General features: G+C 62.3%; 14 protein-coding genes. 8 read left to right on the plus strand and 6 right to left on the minus strand.

All coding sequences use genetic code 11. The annotated features are described in order from the left end of the window. Nucleotides 1–46: 46 nt before the first annotated feature. The 4 genes from ACIPO9_RS07305 to ACIPO9_RS07320 all read left to right on the plus strand — a co-directional run bounded on the left by ACIPO9_RS07305 (nucleotide 47) and on the right by ACIPO9_RS07320 (nucleotide 4,132). Nucleotides 47–1,000, plus strand: a complete 954-nt coding sequence (locus ACIPO9_RS07305) for a 2-hydroxyacid dehydrogenase (RefSeq protein ID WP_400779690.1) — start codon at nucleotides 47–49, stop codon at nucleotides 998–1,000. 197 nt (nucleotides 1,001–1,197) lie between these two features. After that, a complete protein-coding gene (locus ACIPO9_RS07310) occupies nucleotides 1,198–1,845 on the plus strand; it encodes an HAD family phosphatase (RefSeq protein ID WP_274135820.1) in 648 nt (215 codons plus the stop codon). 200 nt (nucleotides 1,846–2,045) lie between these two features. Then, entirely contained in the window at nucleotides 2,046–3,266 is a 1,221-nt protein-coding gene (locus ACIPO9_RS07315) for a putative DNA modification/repair radical SAM protein (RefSeq protein ID WP_400779692.1), read from the plus strand. Further along, complete coding sequence (locus ACIPO9_RS07320) at nucleotides 3,263–4,132, plus strand: TIGR03915 family putative DNA repair protein (RefSeq protein WP_400779694.1); 870 nt, start codon at nucleotides 3,263–3,265, stop codon at nucleotides 4,130–4,132. The genes ACIPO9_RS07315 and ACIPO9_RS07320 overlap by 4 nt, the downstream gene beginning before the upstream one ends. A 112-nt stretch (nucleotides 4,133–4,244) precedes the next feature. Here the strand turns inward: ACIPO9_RS07320 and ACIPO9_RS07325 are convergent, their stop codons facing one another. Both ACIPO9_RS07325 and ACIPO9_RS07330 read right to left on the minus strand, forming a co-directional pair. After that, nucleotides 4,245–5,285 carry a dienelactone hydrolase gene (locus ACIPO9_RS07325; RefSeq protein WP_274135824.1) on the minus strand — a complete coding sequence of 347 codons (1,041 nt, stop codon included), beginning with the start codon at nucleotides 5,283–5,285 and terminating at the stop codon, nucleotides 4,245–4,247. 432 nt (nucleotides 5,286–5,717) lie between these two features. Then, the gene (locus ACIPO9_RS07330) at nucleotides 5,718–6,323 is read right to left on the minus strand and encodes an FMN-dependent NADH-azoreductase (protein ID WP_400779696.1); all 606 of its coding nucleotides are present in this window, start codon (nucleotides 6,321–6,323) and stop codon (nucleotides 5,718–5,720) included. A gap of 130 nt (nucleotides 6,324–6,453) precedes the next feature. Between ACIPO9_RS07330 and ACIPO9_RS07335 the strand changes: the two genes are divergently transcribed. Next, the gene (locus ACIPO9_RS07335) at nucleotides 6,454–7,362 is read left to right on the plus strand and encodes a LysR substrate-binding domain-containing protein (protein WP_400779698.1); all 909 of its coding nucleotides are present in this window, start codon (nucleotides 6,454–6,456) and stop codon (nucleotides 7,360–7,362) included. 1 nt (nucleotide 7,363) lies between these two features. Here the strand turns inward: ACIPO9_RS07335 and ACIPO9_RS07340 are convergent, their stop codons facing one another. Then, nucleotides 7,364–8,449, minus strand: coding sequence for a hypothetical protein (locus ACIPO9_RS07340; RefSeq protein WP_400779700.1), 1,086 nt, complete (start codon nucleotides 8,447–8,449; stop codon nucleotides 7,364–7,366). A gap of 186 nt (nucleotides 8,450–8,635) precedes the next feature. Between ACIPO9_RS07340 and ACIPO9_RS07345 the strand changes: the two genes are divergently transcribed. Beyond that, on the plus strand, nucleotides 8,636–8,986 hold the full coding sequence (locus tag ACIPO9_RS07345) for an MmcQ/YjbR family DNA-binding protein (RefSeq protein ID WP_400779702.1): 351 nt from the start codon (nucleotides 8,636–8,638) through the stop codon (nucleotides 8,984–8,986). Between the two features lie 100 nt (nucleotides 8,987–9,086). Here ACIPO9_RS07345 and ACIPO9_RS07350 read toward each other — a convergent pair whose 3' ends face one another. Together ACIPO9_RS07350 and ACIPO9_RS07355 are read right to left on the minus strand one after the other, a co-directional pair. Then, nucleotides 9,087–9,470: a DUF1294 domain-containing protein gene (locus ACIPO9_RS07350; protein WP_400779704.1), complete on the minus strand. Its 384-nt coding sequence runs from the start codon at nucleotides 9,468–9,470 to the stop codon at nucleotides 9,087–9,089. Between the two features lie 55 nt (nucleotides 9,471–9,525). After that, complete coding sequence (locus ACIPO9_RS07355) at nucleotides 9,526–10,356, minus strand: undecaprenyl-diphosphate phosphatase (protein ID WP_274136624.1); 831 nt, start codon at nucleotides 10,354–10,356, stop codon at nucleotides 9,526–9,528. Between the two features lie 328 nt (nucleotides 10,357–10,684). Between ACIPO9_RS07355 and pnuC the strand changes: the two genes are divergently transcribed. Then, a complete protein-coding gene (pnuC, locus tag ACIPO9_RS07360; RefSeq protein WP_400779706.1) occupies nucleotides 10,685–11,248 on the plus strand; it encodes a nicotinamide riboside transporter PnuC in 564 nt (187 codons plus the stop codon). Between the two features lie 7 nt (nucleotides 11,249–11,255). Next, complete coding sequence (locus ACIPO9_RS07365; protein ID WP_400779708.1) at nucleotides 11,256–11,789, plus strand: AAA family ATPase; 534 nt, start codon at nucleotides 11,256–11,258, stop codon at nucleotides 11,787–11,789. An 87-nt stretch (nucleotides 11,790–11,876) separates the two neighbouring features. Here ACIPO9_RS07365 and ACIPO9_RS07370 read toward each other — a convergent pair whose 3' ends face one another. Further along, nucleotides 11,877–13,181 carry a sigma-54 dependent transcriptional regulator gene (locus tag ACIPO9_RS07370; protein WP_274136627.1) on the minus strand — a complete coding sequence of 435 codons (1,305 nt, stop codon included), beginning with the start codon at nucleotides 13,179–13,181 and terminating at the stop codon, nucleotides 11,877–11,879. Nucleotides 13,182–13,434 lie beyond the last annotated feature (253 nt).

A 13,434-nucleotide genomic window follows, 5' to 3' on the forward strand; every position in this document is an offset into this window, starting at 1 on the left:
CGGTGCGTGGCTCGCGCTGCACGAGCCACGCCACAAGGAGGAAAAAATGAGCGACAAGAAAGCTGATGTGCTGGTCTGGGGCCCGATGCATGCCTCGCTGACCGCAGGGCTGAACCGCGACTTCAACGTGCACAACCTCTGGGAGATCAAGGACCTTGACGCCTGGGTCGCTGAACACGGCGCCAAGGTGCGTGGCGTGGTCACCAGCGGTGTCTTTGGCACCGACAACGCCCTGCTGGAGCGTTTGCCCAACCTGGAAGTGGTCAACAGCTTCGGCGTCGGTTATGACGCCAACGACACCGATTACCTGGCCCGCCGCGGCATCAAGCTGAGCAACACCCCGGACGTGCTGAACAATGCCGTCGCCGAAACCGCACTGGCGCTGATGCTCTGTGTGTCCCGGCGTATCAGCGAGGCCGAGCGCTTCGTGCGGGCCGGCAAGTGGATCGGCGGCAAATTCCCGCTGGGCAACGACCTGTGCGGCAAGACCTGCGGCATCGTCGGCCTGGGCAAGATCGGCAAGACCATCGCCAAACGCGCCGCAGGCTTTGACATGAACATCGCCTACTACCGTCGTGGCCAGGCCTATGCCGATGTGTCCTACACCCACTACGGTGACTTGCAAGAGCTGGCCAAGGCTTCGGACTACCTGGTGGTGATCGTGCCGGGCGGCCCGGAAACCGAGCGCCTCATCAACCGTGACGTGCTCAAGGCCCTGGGTTCCAGATCCTTCCTGATCAACGTCGCCCGTGGCTCGGTGGTGGATGAACAGGCACTGGTCGGCGCGTTGCTGGAAGGTGAAATCGGCGGCGCCGGGCTGGACGTCTTTGAAGACGAACCCAATGTGCCAGCCGAGCTGATGAAGCTCGACAACGTGGTCCTGACCCCGCACATCGGCAGCGGCACTTTCGAGACGCGCCAGGCCATGGCGGATCTGGTGTTCGCCAACGTCAGCCAGTATTTCGAGGATGGCTCCCTCGTCACTCCCGTTCAGCTTTAAACGCTCATCGCTTGCGGGCCCGGTGCGTTTTGCCCGGCCCGCACCATCGGCTTGCGGCTTGTAGCTTATAACTTGCGGCTGCTTTCTGTGACCGTAGGTCAGTCTTCACCCCCGCCTGCCAACTTTTCCGGATAATGCCGGTCCAATCGCGCCATTAGCGCTCGTAGCCTTTATTGAACAACCCGGGGGAATCCTGCTTGAACATTGCCGGTGTCATTTTTGATTGCGACGGGACCCTGGTGGACAGCGAACGACTGGCCGCCGGGCTTCTGCGTGACATTTTGCAGGAACATGAGGTTTCGCTGAGTCTTGAGCAGGTGCTGGGCCGCTTCCGTGGCGTGCAGTTTGCCCTGTGCATGGAAGGTCTTTGCCGCGATTATCCCTGGCTGCCCAACATCGAGATCGTCAACAGTTTCCGCGCCCGCACCCTGCCGCTGCTGCAGGAGCGCCTTGAAGAAATGCCCGGCGCGGTGGAGTTCGTGCGCAGCCTCTCGCTGCCCAAATGCGTGGCCTCCAACGGGCCGCGCAGCAAGATCGAAACCTGTCTGAGCACCGTGGGCCTGCTGGATGTGTTTCATGGTTTGATCGTCAGTGCCTACGAAGTGCAGGCCTGGAAGCCTTCGCCGGTGCTCATCGAACACGCGGCGGACCTGCTGGGGCTCAAGCCCGAGGAATGCCTGCTGGTGGAAGACAGCGTGCCGGGCGTTCAGGCCGGCCTGGGCGCAGGCGCGCAGGTGGCCGGGTATGGGCATGACACCGACTTTTCCGAGTTTTTCGACCACGCCAATTTTCACCGGGTGCAGAATTTCGGCGAGTTGCGCGAGTTGGTACAGCGCATCAGCTGACGCCTATCCCCGTAGCAGCACGGCTTGCCGGCGGGAGCGGTGTATCTGGGAAAGATGTATCCACTGCCCCCCCGCTCCCGCCGGCAAGCCGTGCTGCTACGGGGGACGTGTCAAGATTTCTATTGAAAATCCATCCATTCGACGCTTGTTAGTCGCCCTTCAACCCGATACTGTATATAAAAACAGTATCGGGTATTTCCATGCAGCTGATCGACAAGCTGAGCATTCTCGCCGACGCCGCCAAGTACGACGCCTCCTGCGCCAGCAGTGCCGCGCCCAAGCGCAGCTCCGAGGGCAAGTCCGGGCTTGGCAACAGCACCGGCATGGGCATCTGCCACAGCTATACGCCTGATGGCCGCTGCGTCTCGCTGCTGAAAATCCTGCTGACCAACTTCTGCCTGTATGACTGCCAGTACTGCGTCAACCGCCGCTCCAGCGACGTGCCCCGGGCGCGCTTCACCCCTGAGGAAGTCGTCACCCTGACCCTGGATTTCTACCGGCGCAACTGCGTCAGCGGGCTGTTCCTGAGCTCCGGCATCATCCGCTCGGCCGACTACACCATGGAGCAACTGGTGCGCGTTGCCAAGCTGCTGCGCGAGGAACACGAGTTTCGCGGTTATATCCACCTCAAGACCATCCCCGAAGCCGATCCCGCGCTGATCGAGGAAGCCGGACGCTACGCCGATCGCCTGAGCGTGAACATCGAACTGCCGACCCAGGTCGGTCTGCAGACGCTGGCGCCGGAAAAGGAAATGGGTTCGATCAAGCAGGCCATGAACACCATCTACACCGGCCAGCAGACAGTGCTCAACGAGCCCAGGGCGCCGCGCTTCACCCCGGCCGGGCAAAGCACGCAGATGATCGTCGGCGCCGATGACACCGACGACAGCACCTTGCTGCACACTGCCGAATCGCTATACGGCGACTATCGCCTCAAGCGCGTCTATTACTCCGCGTTCAGCCCCATTCCCAACAGCCCGAAAAGCGTGCCACTGGCCGCCCCGCCGCTGATGCGCGAGCACCGCCTGTACCAGGCCGACTTCCTGCTGCGCGGCTACGGCTACAGCGCGGGTGAACTACTGGCGGGTCCGGGCCACCTGGCGCTGGACATCGACCCGAAACTGGCCTGGGCGCTGGAACACCGTGACGTCTTTCCGCTGGACCTCAACCGCGCCGAGCCTGCGATGATCGCGCGCATTCCCGGCATCGGCATCCGCACCACAAAGCGGCTGGTCGAGTTGCGCCGCGAACGGCGAATTCGCTATGAAGACCTCACCCGGCTGCGCTGCGTCCTGGCCAAGGCCAGGCCGTTCATCATCACCAGCGACTACCATCCACGCTCAGCCGAGAGTTCCAGCGTCTCGCTGCGCGAGCAGTTGCGTGACCGTCCGCAGCCGCAACAGATGGCGTTGTGGGCATGATCATCCTCGACTGCGACGACCGGTTCGACACCTGGCGCCAACAGGCGCGCTGGCTGTTGAGCCATCAGATCGATCCCGATCAGGTCAGTTGGAGCCTGCGCGAGGACGCCGACCTGTTCAGCACCGACCAGCAGTACCCTGACACGCCTGGGCCTTTTCAGGCGCGGGTGCCGATGGCCTTGCTCGACCTGCTGCAGAACGCCGCCCAATATTGCGGCGAGCAGCGCTGGAGCCTGTTGTACGAGGTGCTGTGGCGGGTCAGCCATGGCGACCGCACCGCGATGCTGGCCGGGGACAAGCTGGGCAGCGAACTGCATCGGCGCCTCAAGCGGGTCAGCCGTGAAGCGCACCACTTGCATGCATTCCTGCGTTTCGTTGCCCTGCCCGGTGCAGCCCATGGCAAGGATCTGGCGGTAAAAGCCGCGCTTCTGGAAACCCACAAGCTGCCGGAGTTCGTGGCCTGGCATGAACCGGCCCATGACATCCTGCTGACTGCCAGCGAGCATTTCATCGGGCGCATGGGCAGGCATTGCTGGATGATCGCAACACCCAAGGATGGGGTGTTTTACGACGGCGAGCGCCTGATCTATCAGCGCCAGTGCCCCGAGGCCTGGAAGACCCTGGCGCGCAACGCCGAAGATCCCCACGGCGAATTGTGGCTGACCTACTACAGCCACATCTTCAACCCGGCGCGGCTGAACCCCAAGGTGATGCAAGGGCACCTGCCTGCGCGTTTCTGGAAGAACTTGCCCGAGGGGCCGCTGATTCCGGCGCTGATCAGCGAAGCGCGTACCGGCAAGCAGCGGGATGGTCAGGCCCGGCAGATTGCCGAGCGGCGAGGAAAGGTAATTCGCAAGAGCAGTTGATCAAGCCCTGTAGGAGCGCGCTTGCCCGCGACCGCGGTGTGCCAGAGACGCATGTATCAATGACACGTCGCGGTCGCGGGCAAGCGCGCTCCTACAGGTCTGAGTCCAGATATCACTGCCGATGCACCGCCGTCTGCATGCCTGCCGTACTCATCGGTGTTCCCAGCGCGGTGCCGAAGAAGCGCACGGCTTCGCTGCTGAGGTTACGGTGGATGTCCTCGCGGTCCACTCCCACCGGATCGGTGCACAAACCAGGCTGGGTCGCACGTTGCAGGTCATCGCAAGGCGCCATGAACACAAAGTGTCCAGCCCCGGGAAACAGCTTGAAGTCCGACACCTCGGGCAACTTGCGCGCCAGGGCTTCGGCGTTCTTGTCGATGGCCAGTAACTCATCGCCATCGCCGCTGTAGAGCAGCACCGGCACATGCACCTCAGACAAGGTATGCCGACCGAACATCAAGCCCAGTGGCGCCATCAGCATCAAGGCGCCGACACGGGGATCGGCCTGGGCGTGCAGGTCATCGCGGTCAGCCAGCAGTTCGCCTTGGGTCTTGCAGGCATCGCGGTCCTGAGGCCGCTCCATGCAGTACTGGCGCAAGCGCTGCAAATCAGGCTGGGCGCCGGCGAGAATCAGCGCGGTTTCGCCCCCTGCCGAATAACCGATCACCCCCACTCGCCGGGCACTGATATAGGGCGAGAGCATCGGGTCCAGCAAGGCGGCGCTGATCGCTTCGGAAATCTGCTGCGGGCGGCCATACAGGTTGCTCAGGCTGCCCAGGCGGCTGTGGTCCAGATAGTTGTCACCGGGGTGAAACACCGCCACCACCACAAAGCCACGGCGCGCCAGCGAGGTGGCTAGGTCATGCTGGGCCAGGGGCGTACCGGCATTGCCGTGGGAAAGCATCAGCAATGGAAAGCGCCCCATGGCGATGGTGGCGTCCTGGGTGGCCTCGACGGGATAGCCCTGGACGCGGGTCATCTGGTCCTGGTCGGTGGACGGGTAAAACGCGTAGGCGTGCATGGGCCGGGAGTCTAGAGGATCGAGGAACGTCAGCTCATGAAAGCCGACGCTCCAGTTCGCCAGTTCGCTGGCCTGCACCGAAATCAGGCTGCCGAACAGGGCCAGTACCATCGCTGCACAAAGACGCATCATTGCAATGCCCCTCACCTTGTAGATCCATGCCCTGGAATCCAGACCCGAGATGTCTGATGTCCTTGTAAATCGGCGGCTGTAGCCATATGACCGGCGCGCGCCGAATACATTCAACACCGCTTTCAAAGCGGCTTGCAGATCAATAGTGCACAAGACGGGCCAAACTCTGGAGAAACCGAAAAACTGGCCATTCCACGTACTGCGTCGACCAAACCGGGCGGCGATTCTACCCGCAACCCTTACACGTTACTCGCAAAGAAATCGCAAAGCCTGTCGCCCGGCTGAACGGGTGGTGACAAGGCGCCATAAACGACAAAAGCCCCATCGTCCGCTGGCTTGGCGCCGTTGAACGATGGGGCTTGCGGTGACACTGTCTGCTACCTCGGTGCATCGCTACACAATGCGCCGCTTAACGCCTGAAGAGGTCAGACATCAGGCAAACAGGGTTTCCTCGATGTGTTTCTTCGCAGCGCTCATGGCCTTGGCACGTGGCTCGTCGCCATAGGCCAGGCCCTGTGCGTGGACGAATTGCAGGTCGGTGACGCCGATGAAACCGAACAGCACCTTGAGCAGGTCGTCGTGGCCGGCGCTGGTTGGCTGACCGCTGTGCAGGCCGCCGGCGGTGGAAACCACGATCACTTTCTTGCCTTTGCACAGGCCTTCAGGACCGGCTTCGGTGTAGCGGAAGGTGCGGCCGGCAACGGCGATGCGGTCGATCCAGGCCTTGAGTTGGCTGGAGATGCTGAAGTTGTACATCGGTGCGCCGAGAACCACGACGTCAGCCGACAGGAATTCCTGCAGCACGGCTTCGTTGGTGTCCACTTCGCGGGCTTGAGCAGCGTCGCGGCCTTCAGCCGGGGTGCCTGCTGCGGCCAGGGTGGCGCCGGAGAAATGGCTCAGTGCGTCGTTCGCCAGGTCGCGGTACACCACTTCGGTGCCCGGATGGGCGGCGGTGAAGGACTCGACAACGCCACGGCTCAGCTGGCGCGAAGCGGAATGATCGCCGAGGATGCTGGAATCGATGTGCAAGAGTTTCATAACGGGCTTCCTGAGTGAGTATCGCCGCTGGGCGACTGAATGGTGATCATCCTACCGCGCAAGCCAATAGCTGATTAGTCGGCAAAAATGCGATAGTTTGTCCCACTCACAGGACAATCAGATTTAACCCATGCAAGATCTCAACGATCTCTACTATTTCGTCCAGGTGGTCGAGTGTGGCGGGTTTGCCGCCGCCGGCCGCGCGCTGGGCATTCCCAAGTCCCGGCTATCCCGGCGTATCGCGGAACTTGAAACCCGACTCAACGCCAGCCTGCTGCAACGCACCACGCGCAAACTGGCCCTGACCACCATCGGCGAGCGCTATCTGCAGCACTGCCAGGCCATGTTGCTGGAGGCGCAGATGGCCGACGAAGCCGTGGCCAGCCTGTCGTCGGAGCCTCACGGGCGCTTGCGGGTGTCTTGCCCGGTGGGCATGACCCATTGGGGCCTGAGCGACGTGGTGACGGCATTCCTCGAACACCACCCGCACGTGCAACTGGAGTTGTTGCTGGTCAACCGCCGCGTCGATCTGGTCAACGAGAGCATCGACGTGGCCTTGCGCGTACGAGACATCGGCGACGAAGACCCCAGCCTGATCGTTCGCCAGCTCTCGCCAGCCGAAGCGGTGCTGGTGGCCTCCCCGGCCCTGGCCGCCAGCCACAGCATCCAGACGCCCCAGGATCTGGCCAGCCTGCCTGCGCTGGGCGCCATCGACGCTGACCGCAAGGTGCATTATCAACTGGTGCATCAGGACGGTCGGCGCTTTGAGGTGGTACTGGAGCCGCGCCTGGCCATCGACGATTTCCCGATCCGCAAGGCGGCCGCCCTGGCGGGGCTGGGTATCACCATGCTGCCGATGATGAACTGCCATGAAGAGTTGGCCGACGGCAGCCTAGTGCGTCTGTTGCCCGACTGGTCAATGCCCGGTGGCAACCTGCAAGCCGCCTACACCCAGCGGCGCGGGTCCTTGCCCGCCGTGCGTGCCTGGATCGATCACGTGACGGCGGCGTTCTCGGGCCAGTCCATGGGCTGCGCCTGAATCAACTGAAGTCCAGCGGCGCGGCCCCGGTGAAATGCCGATACAGCACCACCGAACGCAACATCAACTCGCGCCTGCGTTCATAGGCGCTCGGCGCGCATTTGGCGTATTCGTCCAGTTCACGGCGCACTCGCCCCTCCGCGCCTTCGGCAGCAGCCTCCACAGCGCGGTTGGCACAGGCGGGCAGCGAATTGCGGATGCGCACATTGATGAGCAGTTCCTCGGTCGCGCCCTCCCCGGGAGGCACCACGGCCAGGCTCTTGTCCCAGTATTTCGTGAGCCAGGCCTCGAGCAGCCAGATCTGCGCCTCCTTGGTGCGCAGCGCGGCGCGGATCCAGGTACGAAAGGTCTGCCAGTCCAGGGACGTCAGCGCCGGGTTCTTGTACTTTCTGCAGTACCCGACATTGTGCGGGTTGTTGAAATGCTTGAACGCGGCGCCTTCCAGGTCAACGTCGATGGCCAGCGGCGCGCACACGCCTGCCGCCCGCAACTGACCATAAACACCTCCCTGGGTTGGTGGATAGAGCGCGGGACTGGTCAACCGGGCGAACGCCGACCGATGCTCGGCGGGCACTACGCCGCTTTGTAGCACGTAGTCCATGAAGGCGATCAGGTCGCCTTGATCCAGATGGGCGATGCCGACGCCGCCCACGCCGTAGCTCATCAGATGCTTGCCGGCGTTGGCGCTGGTCTGGGCGCTCCAGTCGCTCATGGCCGGGTCCTGGGGCAGGCCTGCGGGGTCGTCGATGCCCCATTGCGCCACGCCGAGGGTCAACGCCAGCAATCCCAGCCCCAACTGAGCCGCGCGGTCCGTGGGTCGGTCGCGGTAGTCGAGCATCAGGCCCTTGACGAAGTCGGTCTTGAGTGTCTCGCCCTTGATGTTGTCATCGGCCATGGGCGACCAGCCACCGCGTTCCAGAATCTGCTCGACCACGGCGTCCGGCAACGATACCTGCGCCGCCTCTGCCGGGGCGATGGCAGCTGCAAGTTGCCTGAGGTTCAAGCCGGGCCCCACCGTGGCGCCAGCGGCCCACGGCAGACAAAACACCGCGCCGCCGAAAAGAATGTCGCGTCGTGTCAAAGGCATTGCGTTTCTCCAGATGCTGACCCGCCTGCCTGCAACGGCGTTGACCGGGTATGGCAATGCATCCTGCAAAAATGATGGGCGCGACCGATCCGCTCGATCACACCCTGGCGTAAAGGGTGACAGGCTCTACAAGACTGAATCTGTTAAAACGGACACCGGACGATTCACTGACCGAACAGGAACCCTATGAACATCGAAGACGTCGCCGAGTTTTGCCTGGGCCTGCCAGGTGCGCGAGAAGATTACAAATGGGGTGGCGTGCGGGTGTTCTCGATAGCCGAGACAAAAATGTTCGCGGTAATGGGCCTTGCCGGCAATGACCTGTCATTCAAGGTGGGGCCTGATCTGTTCCTGGGCTACATCGACCGTCCGGGCGTGCGCCCTGCCCCGTACCTTGCGCGGGCGCACTGGGTCACCCTGACCTATCCGTTCGCAATGAGCAGCGAAGAGCTACGCGAGCTGCTGACCCGTTCCCATCAACTGGTGGTCAGCAAGCTGCCCAAGCGCCGGCAAGTGGCGCTCAAGCTCGATGCTTGAACACGTCTGCAACTTTTACCACCCCGTAGCAGCACGGCTTGCCGGCGGGGCGATCTTGAGGGCGCCCCCGCCGGCAAGCCGTGCTGCTACGGGATCCGGCTCAATAAAAATGTCGGGCCAGGAAGTTGCCACCCAGCAACAGTCGATCGATCCAGAACAACTGATGCGCCAACACAATCAGCCAGACCACCGTCTGATACGACACCTTGCGTGTCTTGTGTCGAAACACCTGCTGCGCCACCAGCGCACCCGGCCAGCCGCCCAGTAACTCCGTGGCGTGCAGGAGTTTTTCCGGGGTGCGCGGCCCCTGCTTGCGGGCCTGGCTTTTGTCATGGCCATACAGGCCGAAGGCAATCGCGCTGAGCACCGGGTAAACCAGCAGCGGCAGCCACGAGCCGCCCCGCAGCCCGATGGAAATCACCCCATACAGCGGCAATGCACAGAGCAAGGCCATGGCGGCGAGCTTCAACTTGAGAAACCGCACGGATGCCTTGTCCGTGCGGCCGGCGCCCCTGGTTTGCGCACGCGGGGTCACCGCATCAGGCCTGCGCACTGGACCAGTCGACCCAGCCGAAGGCCCAGGTCGCCAGGATCAGCAAGCCGAAGGCAATGCGGTACCAGGCAAACACTGCATAGCTGTGGGTGGCGATGAATTTGAGCAGGCCACGCACGGCGATCATCGCGAAGATGAACGAGGTGATGAACCCCACCGCGAACACCGCGAAATCATCGGGCTGAAACAGGTTGCGGTATTTGTAGCCGGAGTACACCGACGCCGCGACCATGGTCGGCATGGCCAGGAAGAAGGAAAACTCCGTGGCGGTCTTGCGCGACAGGCCGAACAACAGGCCGCCGATGATGGTCGAGCCGGAACGCGAAGTGCCGGGAATCATCGCCAGGCACTGGGCAAAACCCACTTTCAGCGCATCGACCCAGGTCATCTCGTCCACGGTGTTCGCATGCACCTGGTGCTCGCGGCGTTCGGCCCAGAGCATGACAAAACCACCCAGCACCAGCGCCGCAGCGACCGTGATCGGGTTGAACAGGTAATGGTGGATCAGGTCGGAGAACAGCACCCCCAGTACCACGGCCGGCAACACGCCGACGATCAGGTTGAGGGTGAAACGCTGCGCCTGCGGCTTTGTCGGGAGGCCTGTGACCACCTCGAAGATCTTGTGACGAAATTCCCACATCACGGCCAGGATCGCGCCCAGCTGGATGATGATGTTGAACGCCATCGCCCTTTCGCCACCAAACCCGATGAGGTCGGCGACAATGATCTGGTGCCCGGTGCTGGAGATCGGCAAGAACTCCGTCAACCCTTCCACTACCCCAAGTATCAACGCCTGTGCGGCGGTCCAAAGATCCATCATTCCCCCAAAAAAAATGGAGCCCGCTCATGGCGAGACTCTCTTGAAATGTTCTGAGCACTGTTACGCGAACGATAAACGGTCCGATGTCAAAAAATCGCATGAACAGTCAAGATTTGCGGTGCCATGCACTCGCGCGCCGCGATCCTACCAGAGCCTTGTGGCAAACGCTCTAGCAAGGCTGTGTCAGGATCGCGGCGCGCAGGGTTCGACAGCTCACACGTCGATAGTTCGCAACCTCTGTCGCAATCGTGCCGCCACAACGCACGCCAAACGGCTTACAATCGCCGGCCGATTCATTCCCCCCTTTTCGAATGCAGGAGTCTTCATGTCCGGGCTTGAGCTGTTCGCCGCAGCACTGGGTGTCATCGCCGTCTGGCTGACCGTCAGGCAGAACCCCTGGTGCTGGCCGATCGGCCTGGTGATGGTGTTGCTCTACACCTGGATTTTCTTCGACGTGAAGCTCTACTCGGACATGCTGCTGCAGGTTGTCTACGCCGTGTTGCAATTGTATGGCTGGTGGCAATGGACACGCCGCGGCCAGGTCATCGAGGGCCGTCGCGTGACGTCCCTGGGGGCCGGCCCGCTGGCCCTGAGCCTGGCCATCGGCGCGGTGGTCAGCCTGGCGCTGGGCGCTGCCATGGCCCACTTCACCGACGCCGCCCAACCCTGGCTCGACGCGGCCCTGACCGGTTTCAGCCTGGTGGCCCAGGTGTGGATGGCGCAGAAGCGCCTGCAGTGCTGGCCGTTGTGGATCGTGCTGGATGTCATCTTCGTCGGGCTGTTCCTCTACAAAGATCTGTACCTGACGGCGGCCCTGTATGGCCTGTTCACCTTGCTGGCCGTGCAGGGCTGGCGAGACTGGCGCGCCGATCCGGCCATGGCCCGTTGACGCTCCCATGAAGGTATTGGTACTGACAGGCCCGGAGTCCAGCGGCAAGAGCTGGCTGGCCGAACACATCCAGCGGCATTTCGGTGGCGAACGGGTTTCCGAGTACGTGCGCTATTTCATCGAGCAGGAAGAGCGTGACACCTGCTACGCCGACATCCCCGCCATCGCTCAAGGGCAATTGGCCTGGGAAGATGCCGCCCGCGCCCGCGCGCCTGAACTGTTGATTCTGGACACACACTTGCTCAGCAATATCCTGTGGAGCCAGACCCTGTTCGGTGACTGCCCGCCCTGGCTCGATCAGGCCCTGGCCTCAAGGCACTACGACCTGCACCTGCTGCTGTCCCCGGACGGCGTGGAGTGGGTCGGCGACGGCATGCGGTGCCAGCCGGGCTTTGCCGAGCGCTGGGCGTTTTTCGAAGGGTGCCGGAGCTGGCTGGTCGAGACCGGGCAACGGTTTGAAGTGATCGACGGCAGTTGGAGCTACCGCAAGGACCGGGCGTTTACAGCGGTTCAGGAGCTGCTGGAGACTGCGCAAAGCTGAGTCGAATGGCGTGCACATTCGACTGGTTTCTTATCGCCCGCCTGTCATTCGCGAATGACTTCGCTCTCACAGGACAACAGGCCGGGTTCAACGAATCTGGTGTTTGTGCAATAACCGGTAAAACGTTGGCCGGGATATGCCCAGCACCTTGGCCGCCACGCTGAGGTTGTCGCTGTGGCGGGTCAGCACGTCGCACAGGGCCTGGCGTTCGGCCCGTGATTTGTACTCGTCCAGGGTGCCCATGCTGGAGCTGATTTCTTCCTCGCCCAGCAATCCCAAGTCAAAGGCTTCGATCTGTCTGCCTTCGGCCAGTACCAGGCCACGGCGCACCCGGTTTTCCAGTTCGCGCACGTTGCCGGGCCAGTCGTGCTTGCCCATGGCCACCAGCGCGTCCTGGCTGAAATTGCGCGGCCTGCGCCCGGTTTCCTGGCTGTAGAAATGGGCGAAATGATTGGCCAGCAACGCCAGGTCACCATGGCGCTCCCGCAGCGGTGCCGTCCCGACTTGCAGCACGTTGAGGCGGTAGTACAGGTCTTCGCGAAAGCGCTTCTTGCGAATGGCGGCTTCGAGATCCACATGGGTGGCGGCCAGAATCCGCACGTCCACGGCGACCCGCTCCCCGGCAATTTCGATGTGCCGGTCCTGAAGAAAGCGCAGCAGATTGGCCTGCACGTCCAGCGGCAGGTCGCCAATCTCGTCCAGGAACAGCGTGCCGCCATGGGCCGCTTCGATTCGCCCCGGCCTGCGCTGGCCGTCTTCGTCCTGGCCGAACAACTCCACCTGCAATTGCTGCTCGCCGGTGACGCTGCAATTGATCGACACGAACGGCTGATTGCGCCGCTGCGACTGCATGTGCAGGGTACGCGCTACCAGCTCCTTGCCAGTGCCGGGTTCGCCACGGATCAGCACCGGTGACTCGGTAGGCGCAAGCTTGGTCAGCAGGCGCCGCAGTTCGCGGATCGGGCGGCTCTCCCCGAGCATTTCATGCTCCGGCCCACTGCCGTAATTGGCGCCCTGGGCACGCAGCCGTGCCATGCCATAGGCGCGGCCCAGAGTGACCTGCACCCGAGCGACGTCGAACGGCAAGGTGTGGAAGTCAAAAAACCACTCGCAGACGAAATCGCCGATCAACTCTCGGCGCAGGTCATCGGCAGTCAGTACCGCGATCCATTCGGTGTTACTGCGGGTGATCAATTCCTTGATCAACTGGGGCTGCTCGAAATGCTGCGGCATCAGGCGAATCAGGCCCACGTCACACGGATGGGAGGCAGCCGACTCCAGCGCGCAGCTGTCCACTTCCCATCCGGCTATGCGCAGGCCGGGAATCAGGCGCAGACATTCATCACAGGGTTCGACAATTAACAGGCGGCGGATTGATGCCATCTCATGCATATCAAGTTCCTTGGCGCCACGATTCGAATAATATTCCGTAGCAAAAACATTTTTAGAAACAGTGTCTTGGCAGCCTTGAAATGTACATTAGCAATGTTTTTGACGCGCGCTTGGACCGTTTGAATCTAAGGCTCAGATCGAAAGGTGCTTAGAAAGATCAAAAAGGCATTAAAAAGGTAATCAAACTACTGGATCAGTATTGAAACACCCGTCCACAGGCAGAAACGCCGGCTGTAAACGGCACGGATCGCAA

Source organism: Pseudomonas sp. NPDC090203 (assembly GCF_044746765.1).
Classification (GTDB): domain Bacteria; phylum Pseudomonadota; class Gammaproteobacteria; order Pseudomonadales; family Pseudomonadaceae; genus Aquipseudomonas; species Aquipseudomonas putida_AD.